This is a genomic window from Streptomyces sp. V3I7 (genome assembly GCF_030817495.1).
Lineage (GTDB): Bacteria > Actinomycetota > Actinomycetes > Streptomycetales > Streptomycetaceae > Streptomyces.
In genome coordinates this window covers 1,807,050-1,821,812 of record NZ_JAUSZK010000001.1, presented here as the reverse complement: position 1 = coordinate 1,821,812, position 14,763 = coordinate 1,807,050, and the positions used below count along the sequence as shown (strand labels likewise).

General features: G+C 73.1%; 11 protein-coding genes. 2 read left to right on the top strand and 9 right to left on the bottom strand.

Annotated features, from left to right (window positions below):
- Positions 1–15: 15 nt before the first annotated feature.
- Entirely contained in the window at positions 16–1,467 is a 1,452-nt protein-coding gene (locus tag QFZ74_RS08575; RefSeq protein WP_307620198.1) for an NAD(P)/FAD-dependent oxidoreductase, read from the bottom strand.
- Positions 1,468–1,659: 192 nt separating this feature from the next.
- The gene (locus tag QFZ74_RS08570) at positions 1,660–2,553 is read right to left on the bottom strand and encodes a TIGR01777 family oxidoreductase (RefSeq protein WP_307620197.1); all 894 of its coding nucleotides are present in this window, start codon (positions 2,551–2,553) and stop codon (positions 1,660–1,662) included.
- A gap of 74 nt (positions 2,554–2,627) precedes the next feature.
- Between QFZ74_RS08570 and QFZ74_RS08565 the strand changes: the two genes are divergently transcribed.
- Positions 2,628–3,116 carry a GNAT family N-acetyltransferase gene (locus QFZ74_RS08565; protein ID WP_307620196.1) on the top strand — a complete coding sequence of 163 codons (489 nt, stop codon included), beginning with the start codon at positions 2,628–2,630 and terminating at the stop codon, positions 3,114–3,116.
- Between the two features lie 22 nt (positions 3,117–3,138).
- Here QFZ74_RS08565 and QFZ74_RS08560 read toward each other — a convergent pair whose 3' ends face one another.
- The gene (locus QFZ74_RS08560; RefSeq protein WP_307620195.1) at positions 3,139–4,323 is read right to left on the bottom strand and encodes a MarP family serine protease; all 1,185 of its coding nucleotides are present in this window, start codon (positions 4,321–4,323) and stop codon (positions 3,139–3,141) included.
- A 179-nt stretch (positions 4,324–4,502) separates the two neighbouring features.
- Between QFZ74_RS08560 and QFZ74_RS08555 the strand changes: the two genes are divergently transcribed.
- Positions 4,503–5,342, top strand: coding sequence for a peptidoglycan recognition protein (locus QFZ74_RS08555; protein ID WP_307620194.1), 840 nt, complete (start codon positions 4,503–4,505; stop codon positions 5,340–5,342).
- 3 nt (positions 5,343–5,345) lie between these two features.
- Here the strand turns inward: QFZ74_RS08555 and QFZ74_RS08550 are convergent, their stop codons facing one another.
- The 6 genes from QFZ74_RS08550 to lpdA all read right to left on the bottom strand — a co-directional run bounded on the left by QFZ74_RS08550 (position 5,346) and on the right by lpdA (position 14,243).
- Positions 5,346–5,864 carry a DUF4240 domain-containing protein gene (locus tag QFZ74_RS08550; RefSeq protein WP_307624082.1) on the bottom strand — a complete coding sequence of 173 codons (519 nt, stop codon included), beginning with the start codon at positions 5,862–5,864 and terminating at the stop codon, positions 5,346–5,348.
- Positions 5,865–5,975: 111 nt separating this feature from the next.
- Positions 5,976–6,950, bottom strand: a complete 975-nt coding sequence (locus QFZ74_RS08545) for a YafY family protein (RefSeq protein WP_307620193.1) — start codon at positions 6,948–6,950, stop codon at positions 5,976–5,978.
- A gap of 88 nt (positions 6,951–7,038) precedes the next feature.
- On the bottom strand, positions 7,039–9,780 hold the full coding sequence (gene aceE, locus QFZ74_RS08540) for a pyruvate dehydrogenase (acetyl-transferring), homodimeric type (RefSeq protein ID WP_307620192.1): 2,742 nt from the start codon (positions 9,778–9,780) through the stop codon (positions 7,039–7,041).
- Between the two features lie 283 nt (positions 9,781–10,063).
- A complete protein-coding gene (locus tag QFZ74_RS08535) occupies positions 10,064–10,687 on the bottom strand; it encodes a GntR family transcriptional regulator (RefSeq protein WP_307620191.1) in 624 nt (207 codons plus the stop codon).
- A 276-nt stretch (positions 10,688–10,963) separates the two neighbouring features.
- Positions 10,964–12,796 (bottom strand): 2-oxoglutarate dehydrogenase, E2 component, dihydrolipoamide succinyltransferase, encoded by a 1,833-nt coding sequence (gene sucB, locus QFZ74_RS08530; protein ID WP_307620190.1) that lies wholly within the window; start codon positions 12,794–12,796, stop codon positions 10,964–10,966.
- Positions 12,797–12,854: 58 nt separating this feature from the next.
- Entirely contained in the window at positions 12,855–14,243 is a 1,389-nt protein-coding gene (lpdA, locus tag QFZ74_RS08525) for a dihydrolipoyl dehydrogenase (protein ID WP_307620189.1), read from the bottom strand.
- Positions 14,244–14,763 lie beyond the last annotated feature (520 nt).

The window sequence follows — 14,763 nt, the reverse complement described above, 5'->3', positions numbered from 1 at the left end:
CGCCCGCCGCCCCCCTCACGCTGCCCTGTGCATCGTCGGGGGCGGGTCTGCTTGGTGGAGGGAGTCTGGGGTGTCCAGGTCGGAGAGGACCGCGGCGGCGGCTCGGCGGCCGGAGTGGAGGGCGCCCTGGACGGTGCTGGTGTCGCGGTGGTCGCCGCAGACGTAGAGGCCGGCCAGGAGGCGTACCGGGCGGCGCAGGTCGTGCGGGGGGCGCATGGCGGGGACGGCCTCGGGGGTGTGGTGGACGGCGAGGGTCTCCCAGCGGTGGGTCGAGGTGCCGTACAGCTGGGCCAGGTGGCGGCGGACGGCGGTGTCCACGTCCCCGGGCGGGGTGCCGAGGACGGTCGACGAGACCAGGGCGCGGCCGGCGGGTGCGCGGCTCGGGTCGACCTCGCTGGCGACCGCGGTGTGCGCGACGGGGCCGCCGCGGTCCGCGTCCAGCAGCAGCGACGTGCCCGTGGCGGGCGGCTCGTCGGTCGCGTGGTGCACCACCGTCACCGGGTGGAAGTCCGGCACGCGCAGGCCGGGCAGCAGCGTGGCCGCGGTGCGCGCGTCGGTCGCCACCAGGACGGCGCGGCAGCGGATCTCGCCGTGCTCGGCGGTGGTCACCGAGGTCGTGGAGACCGAGGTGACCCGGACGCCGGTGCGCACGGTGCCGGGCGGCAGCGCGCGGGCGAGCAGCTCCGGCAGCACCTCGGCACCGCCCTCCGGCACGCACAGCCTCCCGCTCGCGAAGGAGCGCAGCGCCAGGTCGGCGCATCGGCTGGACGTCGTCAGCTCCGGGTCGCACAGCAGGGCCGCGAGCAGGGGGCGCAGAAAACCGTCGAGCGTGCGGGCGGTCGCCCCGCGCGCCGCGAGGGCCTGCGCGGCGGGCAGTTCGGGCCGGGCCAGGATGCGCTCCACGGGCGTCGCGGCGATCCGGGTGAGCTCGGCGCGCAGCCGGAGCGGGGCGCCGATGCCGAGGGGGCGGGTGAGGGCGGGGCCGAAGGACATCGGGGCGCGGTCGCCCGGCCGGTGGCGGGCGAGGCGGCCCGGCGACGACGTACTGCCGCCGTCGGCGGCGGTGTTCGGGCCGGGCCGGCCGGAGCCGCCCGGCCCACGAGGGGCGCTTGCGAGGGCGCGCGCCACATGAAGTGCGCCCCTTGCGCTCCCTCCGCTGCCCGGCGCGCCCGCGCGGTGCCGGCGCCCGTCGTGGTGCAGCAGGACCCCCGGGGCGAACGGGCGCAGGACGAGGGCGTCGAGCCCGGGCGTCCGGCGCAGTTCGGGGTACGCGGTGGACAGGAACTGTCCGATCCGGTCGAGCCGGAAGCCGTCGACCTTCTCGGTCGACATGCGGCCGCCCACGCACGGGGCGGCCTCCAGGACCGCGGTCGTCACTCCGGCGCTGGTCAGCCGATGGGCCGCCGACAGTCCGGCGATCCCGGCTCCCACGACGACGACGTCCGCCTGGTACGCGGGCTCAAGCACGTGGCCCCTCCTCGAGGTTGCGCGGCCGGTGGAGACGTCATGCCCCCAACCGGCTTCTGGGATACCCGAGTTCGGGTCGAGGTTAGGGCCGGGACCGGTCAGCGGCAGTCGCGCATCGACAGGGCACGGTCGCACGGCGGTCGCATGCGGTCGGACCGTGTCACCCTCGTGCGGCGGCCGGGCGGCGGGCCGTCACGCCGCGCGGATCGCGTCCTCGATGCCGGGGTAGGCGAAGGTGAACCCCGACTGCAACAGCCGGGCGGGAAGCACCCGTTGGCTGCCCAGCACGTCCCCGGCCATCTCGCCCAGCGCCACCCGCAGCACGCTCTCCGGGACCGAGAACAGCGTCGGCCGGTGCAGCACCCGGCCCATCGCCCCGGTGATCTCACGGTTCGTCAGCGGCTGCGGCGCCGTGATGTTGAACGGCCCCGACAGGTCGTCCCGGTCGATGAGATGACGGATCGCGGCGACCTCGTCGTCCAGCGCGACGTACGACCAGTACTGCCGCCCGCTGCCCATCCGGCCCCCGAGCCCGGCCGCGAAGAGGGGGAACATCCGGCCCCAGGCGCCGCCCGCGCGGGACACCACCAGGCCGGTGCGCGGGAACACCGTACGGATCCCCGCCTCCCGCGCCGGCGCCGCCGCGGCCTCCCACTCCACGCACACGGACGGCAGGAAACCCTCCCCGGGCGGCGTCCGCTCGTCGACGGGAAGGTTCCCGGTGTCGCCGTAGATGCCGATCGCGCTGCCGTTCACGAAGACGCGCGGTGGCTGCTCCAGGCCGGCGATCGCCCCGGCCAGCGTCGCCGTACCGCGCACCCGGCTGTCGCGGATCGTCTTCTTGTACGCCTCCGTCCAGCGGTGGTCGGCCACCCCGGCGCCCGCGAGGTTGATCACGACGTCGCAGTCGGCCAGCCCGGCCGTGTCCACCTCGCCCCGCTCCGGATCCCAGCGCACCTCGTTCCCGGCCCGGGGCTCACGGCGTACGAGGCGCACCACCTCGTGACCGTCCGCCTCCAGGGACCGTACGAGGGCGCTGCCGATGAGCCCGGACGCGCCGGCCACCGCGATTCGCGAAGGTTTCATGCACCCCAGCATGCCGGTGCGGGCGCCCGAAAACCCGACGAGGTGCTCCTGTCGGCCGACGTAGGCTGACCGCCATGCCGGAACCGTACATACGCGCCGCCCTGTCCGAGGACGAGGAGGCACTCGCCCTTCTCGACCGTCTCACCTGGTCGCCCCTGCACGCGGTCCAGCCCGAGCCGACGCCGCCGTACCCGCCGTTCTTCGACGAGCGCCACCTCCCCGACGACTATCTGGTCGCCGAGCTCGACGGACGCGCCGTCGGCTACGTCCGCCTCGTCCCCGCGACCCCGCTCGCCTCGAACGCGCACGTCCGGCAGATCCAGGGCATCGCCGTCGCCGACGAGGCGCGCGGCCGGGGCGTCGGACGGGCGCTGGTGCGCGCCGCCGTCGCGGAGGCGGGCCGGCGCGGCGCCCGGCGCGTCACCCTGCGCGTGCTCGGGCACAACGCCCCCGCGCGCAGGCTCTACGAGTCCGAGGGGTTCGCCGTGGAGGGCGTGCTGCCGGAGGAGTTCCTGCTCGACGGCGCGTACGTCGACGACGTGATCATGGGGCGCCGCGTGTGAGACCGACCCGGCCGGGCCGGCGCTACGACGTGAGCAGCTCCCCGGTGTCCACCGGCGCCGTCGCGTTCGCCGCGCGCCCGGCGTCGGAGGCCACCTCGTCCGCCGTCAGGACGTACCCCGTCTCCGCGTCGGACACGGAACGGGCGAACACCATGCCGTACACCTGGCCGTCGGTGGTCAGCAGCGGGCCGCCGGAGTTGCCGGGGCGCACCGTCGAACGGATCGAGTAGATCTCACGGGTGACCGTCGCCTCGCCGTAGATGTCCTGGCCCCGGGCCCGCACCCGGCTCGCCACCGTCGCGGCCTGGAGGTTCAGGGCGCCGTTGCGCGGATAGCCCGCGACCACCGCCGAGTCGCCGCGCGAGGCCACGCCGTCGAAGTGCAGCACGGGTGCCCTCAGCCCGGGCACGTAGAGCACCGCCACGTCCCGGTACCGGTCGAAGAGCACCACCCGCGCCGTGCGCGGCTCACCGACCCCGCCGATCCGCACGCTCGGGTGGTCGATGCCCGCCACCACGTGTGCGTTGGTCATCACGTGCTGCGCCGCGTACACGAACCCGCTGCCCTCGCGGCCCTCCGTGCCCACGGCGCCCTCGACCTTCACCGTGCTCAGCCGCGCCGCGCGCGCGGCGTCGGCCGTGACGCTGTCCCCGGACGGTCGCGCGACCCGGGCGGCCGACTCGCTCTCGAACGGGTTGAAGACCTGCGGGAAGCCCGCCTCGGTCAGCGCGGACGTGGCACGGGAGAACCACGTGGGAGTGGTGTCCGGCATGGTGTTCTGCACCGTGCGCAGCAGCGCCGAGTCCCGGATCGCCGTCGTCACCACCGGCGTCGACGAGGCGCCCAGCACGCTCGCCGCCACCCAGGCCACGATCAGCACGGCGACCGCGTTGGCCGCCGCGCCGCCTATGCCGTCGGCCACTCTGAGCGGCCCCCGGTCCAGCTCCAGCCGCACCCGCAGCGCCAACTGCGCCGCCAGCTCGTGCCCCACCGCCGCCGGGACCAGCACCGTCAGCACCGCGAGCACCGTCGCCAGGGTCGTCCCGCGCGCGACGTGGCCCATCACCCACGGCAGGATCCACACCCCGACGACCGCGCCGCCCACGAACCCGGCCAGCGAGACACAGCCGGCCACCAGTCCGCGCCGGTAGCCGGACGCCGCGTAGAGGAGCATCACCAGGGCGAGCAGCACGTCGAGTACGTCCACGGAGCCGCCTTTCTTCTCGTCCCGGACGACCACGCGCGCGCGGCCGGGTCCGGCCCGTGAACTCCGGAACCGGTCACGCGTGCGTGTACCCCCAGAAACGCCCCGGACCAGGACGATGGTTCCGCCGGGTGGCACATCACACATCGCGGACGGGACGCGCCGTGTCGACAGTGGGGACCATGTGTGCCCTCCGACGCCGCGTGCGCGTACCCCGCCTCATGCTGCTGCTCGGCTGCCTGTCCGTCCTCGCCGCCGTCCTCGCGCTCGCGGTGTGGCCGGGCGGCGGCGCCGTGGGCCTCGTCGCGCAGGACCGGCCCGCCGCCCGGCCCGGAGGTCCCGTCGCGCCGCACCACGCGCCCAGGCCGCCCATCGTGCCGCGCTCGGTCTGGCTGGACGGCACGGCGGCGCACACCCAGCCGCCGCCGCGCTACGACGACAAGGTCGTCGCCGTCTTCGTCCACCACACCGATTCGCCGGGCGACTACGCCTGCGCCGACGCGCCCCGCATCATCCGCCACCTGTACGCCGGCCAGACCGGCGCCCGCAGCTGGGACGACATCGGCTACAACTTCCTCGTCGACCGCTGCGGCACCATCTACGAGGGCCGCGCGGGCGGCGTCGACCGCGCCGTCACCGGCGCCCACACCCAGGGCTTCAACCACCGCACCGCGGGCATCGCCGCGATCGGCACCTTCACGGACGGCGTGCCCGTGCCGCGCGCCATGACCGAGGCGATCGCCGCCGTCGCCGCCTGGAAGCTGGGCCTGGCCGGCATCGACCCGCGCGGACGGACCCGCCTCGTCTCCAGCAACGGGCTCAGCCGCTACCCGGCCGGCGTCCCGGCCGGCCTCCCGGTCCTCTCCGGCCACGACGCCGGGTACCGGACGAGCTGCCCCGGCGCGGCGCTGACCGCCCGGCTCCCGGAGATCAGGACGTCGGCGGCGCGGCTGCAGGGCCGGCCGGTGCCACCGGCCGGCCGACGGCCCGGCTGGCAGAACCTGCGGCCCGAGGCCCACTGAGCCTCACTCCCTGAACCGGTCCCACAGCCGGGGATAACGCTCCGCGAGCACTCGGTCGTTCTCGAAGTCGACCGGGTCGCCCTCCGGCTCCGCGGGCGCCGACGCGATGCCCAGGTCGGGGGCGACGGCACCGGTGAGCTGCTCGTACGCCTCGTCCGCCGCGTAGCCCAGATCCTCGCCGTCGCCGTCGATCTCCTCGTCGAAGTCGCCCAGGAGGTCGGCCAGCGAGTCCGGGTCGTGCACCGCGCCCTCGAAGACCTCCCGTCCCTGGCCGATCAGCCAGCAGCGGAAGAAGTCGAACGCGTCGTCGCTCGCCCCGTCGAGCAGCACCCAGGCGGCACCCCACAGGTCCCAGTGGTACGCACGGTTGTAACGGGCCTCGAAATGACGGGCGAAGTCCAGGACCGACTCCGGGTCCAACTGCACAAGCCGCTCCACGAGCAGGTCGGCCTGGTCCTCCGGATCGCCCTCGGCACCGGCCCGGGTGACATCCACCAGCTCCCAGAACTCCATCTCGTCCATCACGCGTCAAGCATCGGGCCTGATCGCGTACGACGCACGTGGAGTACGACGATTCACCCGGCGGGGAGCACCAGGGCCCACGGGGGAAGGGACCCCGTACAGTCGCGCGAGTCAGCGGGCGTACAGCCGCGCCAGCCGCTCCGCGTCCTGCGTGAAGCGTTTGCGCAGGGACTCCGGGGCCAGGACCTCCGCTTCCGGGCCCAGGGCCGTGAGCTGGGTGTGGGCCACCTCCTCCGACTCCACCGGGACGATCGCTCTCAGCCAGCCGTCGGGGTCCGGCTCGGCGGCTTCGCGCAGGGCCTCGCGCGCGGCCAGGGGGTCGACGGCGTACGGGAGTCGGCGCACGCCCTCCGGGGAGAGGCGTACGACGACCTCGGCGCGCAGGATCGAGCGGGCGAACCGCTCCGCCTGGTTCGCCCAGAAGCCGGGCAGGTCGAAGGCCTCGTCGCGGGTGAACCGGAGCCCGGAGGGCTTGACGGCGGTGAAGCGGTCGAGGCGGTAGGTCCGGAAGGCGTCCGCGTCCGGGACCCGCGCGCACAGGTACCAGGCGCCCGCCTTCAGCACCAGTCCGTACGGCTCCAGCGTCCGCTCCACCTCGGCCTCGCCGCGCCGGTAGCGGGCGACGACGCACCGGTCGTCCCACACCGCCTCGGCGATCGCGGGCAGCAGCGCGGGCGGGTCCGGCTCGCGGAACCAGGCCGGCGCGTCCAGATGGAACCGCTGCGCCGCCGTGTGCGGAGCGTCCCGCAGGGAGGGAAGCAGGGCCGCCGACACCTTCAGCCGGGCCGCACCCGCCACGTCCTCCAGGCCCATCTCCCTGAGCGCCGCCGGCACCCCGCTCAGGAACAGCGCCTCGGCCTCGCCGCGGGCCAGCCCCGTCAGCCGCGTCCGGTAGCCGCCGATCAGGCGGTAGCCCCCGGCCCGCCCCCGGTCCGCGTACACCGGCACGCCCGCCTCCGAGAGCGCCTGCGCGTCCCGCGTGACCGTCCGCTCCGAGACCTCCAGCTCACGGGCGAGCTCGGCCGCGGTCATGACCGGGCGGGACTGGAGCAGGAGCACCATCTTGATGAGGCGGGCGGCGCGCATACGGCCATGATGCCGGGGCCCACTGACAGCGAAGGGGTACGGCGAGTTCGCCGTACCCCTTCACCGGACATCAAGCCCTACTACCCTGCTACAGGCCGTACTTCTCCCGCGCTTCCTTCACCGCGGTCACCTGCACCTCGCCGCGCTTGGCGAGCTGGGCCAGGGCCGCGACGACGATCGACTCGGCGTCGACGCCGAAGTGGCGGCGGGCGGCCGCACGGGTGTCCGACAGACCGAAGCCGTCGGCGCCCAGCGAGGACCAGTCCTGCTCCACCCACTGCGCGATCTGGTCGGGGACCTGGCGCATGTAGTCGGAGACGGCCAGCACCGGGCCCTCGGCGCCGTGCAGCGCCTGGCGGACGTACGGCACCCGCTCCTCGCCGCGCAACAGGGCGGCGTCCGCCTCCAGCGCGTCGCGGCGCAGCTCGGTCCAGGACGTCGCCGACCACACGTCGGCCGCCACACCCCAGTCCTCGGCGAGCAGCTTCTGCGCGTCCAGCGCCCAGTGGATCGCCGTACCCGAGCCGAGGAGCTGGATCCGCGGGGCGGTGGGGGTACCTCCCTGCTCGAGCGAAGTCGAGAGCTTGGGGGAAGCAGGCGTGAGGCCCGCCGACTCCGCCGTGTTGAAGCGGTACAGGCCCTTGACGATGCCCTCGTCGATGCCGAGGCCGGCCGGCTTGGCGGGCTGCGGCAGCGGCTCGTTGTAGACCGTCAGGTAGTAGAAGACGTTCGGGTCCTCGCCCGGGGCCGCCTCGCCGTACATGCGGCGCAGACCGTCCTTGACGATCACGGCGATCTCGTACGCGAACGCCGGGTCGTACGACAGCGCGGCCGGGTTGGTCGCGGCGATCACGGGCGAGTGGCCGTCGGCGTGCTGCAGACCCTCACCGGTCAGCGTCGTACGACCCGCCGTGGCGCCGACGAGGAAGCCGCGGCCGAGCTGGTCGCCGAGCTGCCACATCTGGTCGGCCGTGCGCTGCCAGCCGAACATCGAGTAGAAGATGTAGAACGGGATCATCGCCTCGCCGTGCGTCGCGTACGACGACGAAGCGGCGATGAAGTCGGCCATCGAACCGGCCTCGGTGATCCCCTCGTTGAGGATCTGGCCGTTCTGGGCCTCCTTGTAGTACATCAACTGGTCGCGGTCGACCGGCTCGTACGTCTGGCCCTTGGGCGAGTAGATGCCGAGCGAGGGGAACAGCGACTCCATGCCGAAGGTGCGCGCCTCGTCCGGGACGATCGGCACCCAGCGCCTGCCCGTCTCCTTGTCGCGGACCAGGTCTTTGACCAGACGGACGAACGCCATGGTGGTGGCGACGTTCTGCGAGCCGGAGCCCTTGTCGAAGGAGGCGAACGCCTTGTCGGCGGGAGCGGGGAGCGGCGCGACCGGGTGGACACGGCGGGCCGGGGCCGGACCGCCGAGGGCCGCGCGGCGCTCCTGGAGGTAGCGGACCTCGGGGGAGTCCGCGCCCGGGCGGCCGTAAGGCACCACGCCGTCGACGAACTGCTCGTCGGAGATGGGGAGTTCGAGCAGGTCACGCATCTGCTTGAACTCCTCCACCGACAGCTTCTTCATCTGGTGGTTGGCGTTCTTCGACGCGAAGCCGTCGCCGAGGGTGTGGCCCTTGACCGTCTGGGCCAGGATCACGGTCGGCACGCCCTTGTGCTCGACGGCCGCCTTGTACGCCGCGTAGACCTTGCGGGCCTCGTGACCGCCGCGCGAGAGGTGGAAGCACTCGAGGATCTTGTCGTCGCTCAGCAGCTTCGCCATCTCGACGAGCGCCGGGTCCTTGCCGAAGAAGTCCTGGCGGATGTAGGCGGCGTCGCGCGTCTGGTACGTCTGCACCTGCGCGTCCGGCACCTCGCGCAGCCGGCGGACGAGCGCGCCGGTGGTGTCCAGGGCGAACAGCTCGTCCCAGGCGGTGCCCCACAGCGTCTTGACGACGTTCCAGCCGGCGCCGCGGAACTGGGCCTCCAGCTCCTGCACGATCTTGAAGTTGGCGCGGACCGGGCCGTCGAGGCGCTGCAGGTTGCAGTTGATGACGAAGGTCAGGTTGTCCAGGCCCTCGCGGCTCGCCAGCGCGAGCGCGGCCGTCGACTCGGGCTCGTCCATCTCGCCGTCGCCGAGGAACGCCCAGACGTGGGACGCCGAGACATCCTTGATGCCGCGGTTGGTGAGGTAGCGGTTGAAGCGCGCCTGGTAAATCGCCGACAGCGGGCCGAGGCCCATGGAGACGGTCGGGAACTCCCACAGCCAGGGCAGCCGCCGCGGGTGCGGGTACGACGGCAGACCGCCACCGGCCGCCTCCTGGCGGAAGTTGTCCAGGTGGTGCTCGCTGAGGCGGCCGTCGAGGAAGGCGCGGGCGTAGATGCCGGGGGAGGCGTGGCCCTGGATGTAGAGCTGGTCGCCCGAACCGTCGGCCTCCTTGCCCTTGAAGAAGTGGTTGAAGCCCGTCTCGTACAGCCAGGCCGCCGAGGCGAAGGTGGCGATGTGGCCGCCGACGCCGAGCTTCGAGGCGCGGGTGACCATCGCGGCCGCGTTCCAGCGGTTCCAGGCGGTGATCCGGCGTTCCATCTCCTCGTCACCGGGCACCTCGGGCTCGGCGGCGGTCGGGATGGTGTTGACGTAGTCGGTCTCGAGGAGCTTCGGCAGCGCCACGCCGCCCGCCTCGGCGCGCTCCAGCGTGCGGCGCATCAGGTACGCGGCACGGTGCGGACCGGCCTCCCGCGCGACGGCGTCCAGCGAGGCCTGCCATTCGGCGGTCTCCTCCGGGTCGCGGTCCGGGAGCTGGTCCAGCGCGCTCGGCTGGATGGCGTTGGGGTCGGTCATGTCGCCGCCTTCCTCAGTGCGAAGGGGGTTCCCTCATCGATAAGGGTTCGGGGGTGCCCTTGGTCTTTGGCAGGACAGGGCGCGGACTCTGGGATGGAAGTCCGTCGGCGACTGTAACTTGCTGATCGATGATCGATCAAAGGGGGAAGGGGTAAAACCCCTTGATTTCGAGAAAGTCGGCACGGCGTGCCTTCGGAAATGGCACCCGGTGACGCCGAAGATCCGGGTTTTCGCAGGTGAGTGACGGGGGTGACCTTGGTTCGCTGGGTGTGGGGCGGCTTGCTTACGCGCGCGGGGCGCAGCCCAGGACGTGAGACTTGACCAGGTCCGCGATCCTCGGGTCCCGGCGGCGGAAGGCCTGCACCAGTTCCTCGTGCTCCTCCGCGTACGACTGCTGCACGGTCCCCAGCCAGCGGATCGACAGGGCGGTGAACACCTCGATGCCCAGCCCCTCCCAGGTGTGCAGCAGCACGGAGTTGCCGGCCGCGCGCACCAACTCCCGGTGGAAACCGACCGTATGGCGCACCTGGGCCGTGCCGTCGGCGTTGCGGTCGGCGTCGTAGAGGGCCGTGACGTGCGGCTCCAGGGCCGAGCAGTCCTCCGCCAGCCGTGCGGCCGCCAGCTCCGCCGCGATGGCCTCCAGGCCCGCCCGGACCGGGTAGCTCTCCTCCAGGTCGGCCGCGGTGAGATTGCGTACGCGCACGCCCTTGTTGGGCGCCGACTCGATCAGCCGCAGCGACTCCAGCTCGCGCAGCGCCTCGCGTACGGGGGTCTGGCTGACCTCCAGCTCGGTCGCGATCCGCCGCTCCACGATCCGCTCGCCCGGCTGCCAGCGGCCGCTGACGATCCCCTCCACGATGTGCTCGCGGATCTGTTCGCGCAGCGAGTGGACGACGGGGGCGGTCATGAGGGCTCCTTCGGGAGGACTTTGACGCTTAGACAATAAGGCCGGTTCGCTCCGCGGGTTAGGCCGACGAGGGTGCTTTTGCGCAGGTGAGACGAGGCTTACACGTGGGTTGGGGCGCCTTGGAGCTCGGTTTGGTCTGTCGTCGGGCGGGTGCGGGTCCGGTTGTGGCTGGTCGCGCAGTTCCCCGCGCCCCCGGGGGTTGCGGCTAGCGCCGGCTGCAACGGCAGCGCCCCGTCCGGAGAAGTTCCGGACGGGGCGCTGTACTGCCTCAGGGGATCAGAGGCCCAGCTCGACCTCGAACTCGCCCGCCTCCAGGATCTCCTTGACCGCCGTCAGGTAACGGGCCGCGTCGGCGCCGTCGACCAGGCGGTGGTCGTAGGAGAGGGTCAGGTAGGTCATGTCGCGGACGGCGATGACCGTGCCCTCCTCCGTCTCCAGGACGGCCGGGCGCTTGACCGTGGCGCCGATGCCGAGGATCGCGACCTGGCCCGGCGGCACGATGATCGTGTCGAACAGGGCACCGCGCGAACCGGTGTTGGAGATGGTGAAGGTCGCGCCGGACAGCTCGTCCGGAGTGATCTTGTTGGCGCGGACCTTGCCCGCCAGCTCCGCCGTGGCCTTGGCGATACCGGCGATGTTGAGGTCACCGGCGTGCTTGATGACCGGGGTCATCAGGCCCTTCTCGGAGTCCACCGCGATACCGACGTTCTCGGTGTCGAAGTAGGTGATGGTCCCCTCGGCCTCGTTGATCTTGGCGTTGATGACCGGGTGGGCCTTCAGCGCCTGCGCGGCGGCCTTGACGAAGAACGGCATCGGGGAGAGCTTGACGCCCTCGCGGGCCGCGAAGGAGTCCTTCGCCTTGGCGCGCAGCTTCATCAGACGCGTGACGTCGACCTCGACGACCGACGACAGCTGGGCCTGCTCCTGCAGCGCCTTGACCATGTTGTCGCCGATGACCTTGCGGATGCGGGTCATCTTGACGGTCTGGCCGCGCAGCGGGGAGACCTCCAGCGCCGGGGCCTTCTTGGCGGCCGGCGCGGCGGCGGCCGGAGCCGGGGCAGCGGCGGCGGCCTTCGCGGCCTCGGCGGCGGCGACGACGTCCTGCTTGCGGATGCGGCCGCCGACGCCGGTGCCCTTGACGGTGGACAGGTCCACACCGCTCTCGGCGGCGAGCTTGCGCACCAGCGGGGTGACGTAGGCGCCCTCGTCCGTCGCCTGGGCGGCGACCGGGGCCGCGGGGGCGGCGGGGGTTGCGGCGGGAGCCGGGGCGGCCGGAGCCGGAGCCGGAGCCGGAGCCTGGGCCGGGGCAGCCGGGGCCGCGGGGGCGGCCGGGGCCGGGGCAGCGGCGGCGGGAGCCGGAGCGGCGGGCGCCGGAGCCTGGGCCGGGGCGGCCGGAGCCGGGGCGGCCGGAGCCGGGGCTGCGGCGGCGGGGGCTGGGGCAGCGGGCGCGGGGGCAGCGGCGGCCGGGGCCGGGGCCGCGGCCGGGGCGGCGCCCGCGGCACCGATGACGGCGAGCTTGGCGCCGACCTCGGCGGTCTCGTCCTCGCCGACCACGATCTCCAGCAGCACACCCGCGGTGGGCGCCGGGATCTCGGTGTCGACCTTGTCCGTGGAGACCTCGAGCAGCGGCTCGTCGGCCTCGACGCTGTCGCCGACCGACTTCAGCCAGCGGGTGACGGTGCCCTCGGTGACGGACTCACCGAGCGCGGGCAGGACCACGTCCGTGCCCTCGGCGCCACCGGCCGGGGCCGCGGCGGCGGGGGCCGGAGCCTGGGCAGCGGGGGCCTCGGCGGCCGGGGCCGGGGTGGGCTCGGCCACCGGGGCCGGGGCCTCGGCAGCGGCGGGGGCCGGGGCGGCAGCGGGGGCGCCCGTGCCGTCGTCGATCACGGCCAGCTCGGCGCCGACCTCGACGGTCTCGTCCTCGGCGACCTTGATGGAGGCCAGCACGCCTGCGGCGGGCGAGGGGATCTCGGTGTCGACCTTGTCGGTCGAGACCTCGAGCAGCGGCTCGTCGGCCTCGACGCGCTCGCCCTCGGCCTTCAGCCAGCGGGTGACTGTGCCCTCGGTGACGCTCTCACCGAGCGCCGGAAGGGTTACGGAAACCGGCATGGTTTCGGTTGCTCCTTATGAATTGCGGAAGTCTGTCGTCGCGTCCGTCGACCGAGGGTCAGTCGTGCGCGTGCAGCGGCTTGCCGGCCAGGGCCAGGTGGGCCTCGCCGAGCGCCTCGTTCTGCGTCGGGTGGGCGTGGATGAGCTGGGCGACCTCGGCCGGCAGCGCCTCCCAGTTGTAGATCAGCTGGGCCTCGCCGACCTGCTCGCCCATGCGGTCGCCGACCATGTGGACGCCGACCACGGCACCGTCCTTGACCTGGACGAGCTTGATCTCGCCCGCGGTCTTGAGGATCTTGCTCTTGCCGTTGCCCGCCAGGCTGTACTTGAGAGCGACGACCTTGTCCGCGCCGTAGATCTCCTTGGCCTTGGCCTCGGTGATGCCCACGGAGGCGACCTCGGGGTGGCAGTACGTCACCTTCGGCACACCGTCGTAGTCGATCGGAACGGTCTTCAGACCGGCCAGGCGCTCCGCCACCAGGATGCCCTCGGCGAAGCCGACGTGCGCGAGCTGGAGCGTCGGGACCAGGTCGCCGACGGCGGAGATGGTGGGGACGTTGGTCCGCATGTACTCGTCCACGAGGACGTAGCCGCGGTCCATCGCGACGCCCTGCTCCTCGTAACCGAGGTTCTGCGAGACCGGGCCGCGGCCGACGGCGACGAGGAGGACCTCGGCCTCGAACTCCTTGCCGTCGGCGAGGGTGACCTTGACGCCGTCCTGCGTGTACTCGGCCTTCTCGAAGAACGTGCCGAGGTTGAACTTGATGCCGCGCTTGCGGAAGGCACGCTCGAGGAGCTTGGAGCTGTTCTCGTCCTCGACCGGGACGAGGTGCTTGAGGCCCTCGATGACCGTGACGTCCGCGCCGAAGGACTTCCACGCCGAGGCGAACTCGACGCCGATGACACCGCCGCCGAGGATGATCGCGGACTTGGGCACGCGGTCCAGGACGAGGGCGTGGTCGGAGGAGATGATGCGGTCGCCGTCGATCACCAGGCCCGGCAGCGACTTCGGCACGGAGCCGGTCGCGAGGAGGATGTGACGGCCCTGGATGCGCTGGCCGTTGACGTCCACGGAGGTGGGGGAGGAGAGCCGGCCCTCACCCTGGATGTACGTCACCTTGCGGGAGGCGATGAGTCCCTGCAGGCCCTTGTACAGGCCCGAGACGACGTCGTCCTTGTACTTGTGGACGGCGGGTACGTCGATGCCCTCGAAGGTGGCCTTGACGCCGAACTGCTCGCTCTCGCGGGCCTGGTCGGCGATCTCGCCCGCGTGCAGCAGGGCCTTGGTGGGGATGCAACCCCGGTGCAGGCAGGTGCCGCCGACCTTGTCCTTCTCGATCAGGGCGACGTCCAGGCCCAGCTGTGCCCCGCGCAGGGCCGCGGCGTAACCGCCGCTACCGCCGCCGAGGATCACTAGGTCGAAAACGGTGCTGGCGTCGTTCGCCACGTCACGTCCTCCATGCATGTGCGCCGTACGCCGGTCTTCACTGACCGGGCGGCGGCTGGTGTCCGGCCGCTCTTTCTCGGCCCTTGGGGGGCCCTGTCCTGCCGAGCCCCATCTTTGCACTTGCCGCGTGCGGAGGAGACGCCGGGCCGGTGTCTGAGACGTCTCGTCCATCACACCGGTGTGCTCGGGGAGTCTGGCTGCGCCTGGCTTTGGCGGGTGCGCGGGCGGTTGGGTCGTGGGGCGGGGCCGCGACGGGGGTCCCCGTCCTCGGTCCGGCGCACGGTGGGTTTCGAGGGGACCGGACTTTTCGCCGGCCGCTGCGGGCGGGCACCCCCGCCACGTCCCCTTCCCGCCGTCCGCGGCTGCGGGCACGGGGGCGGAGGGATGGGGGATGGCAGTACCCGGCCGGGTACGGGTGCGGGTGCGGGTGCGGGCGCGTGGCGCAGTGAGCAGGGACGCCGGAATCTCGCCGTCCTGCGGTGCGGGCTGCGCGGGCAGGGGCCGGGGGGTCTCGCCGTCC

Bases quoted from the DNA above. Each gene is read 5' to 3' on its own strand.
- QFZ74_RS08570 (WP_307620197.1), bottom strand. From the start codon at position 2,553: ATGAAACCTTCGCGAATCGCGGTGGCCGGCGCGTCCGGGCTCATCGGC.
- QFZ74_RS08565 (WP_307620196.1), top strand. From the start codon at position 2,628: ATGCCGGAACCGTACATACGCGCCGCCCTGTCCGAGGACGAGGAGGCA.
- QFZ74_RS08555 (WP_307620194.1), top strand. From the start codon at position 4,503: ATGTGTGCCCTCCGACGCCGCGTGCGCGTACCCCGCCTCATGCTGCTG.
- QFZ74_RS08550 (WP_307624082.1), bottom strand. From the start codon at position 5,864: ATGGACGAGATGGAGTTCTGGGAGCTGGTGGATGTCACCCGGGCCGGT.
- QFZ74_RS08545 (WP_307620193.1), bottom strand. From the start codon at position 6,950: ATGCGCGCCGCCCGCCTCATCAAGATGGTGCTCCTGCTCCAGTCCCGC.
- aceE (WP_307620192.1), bottom strand. From the start codon at position 9,780: ATGACCGACCCCAACGCCATCCAGCCGAGCGCGCTGGACCAGCTCCCG.
- QFZ74_RS08535 (WP_307620191.1), bottom strand. From the start codon at position 10,687: ATGACCGCCCCCGTCGTCCACTCGCTGCGCGAACAGATCCGCGAGCAC.
- sucB (WP_307620190.1), bottom strand. From the start codon at position 12,796: ATGCCGGTTTCCGTAACCCTTCCGGCGCTCGGTGAGAGCGTCACCGAG.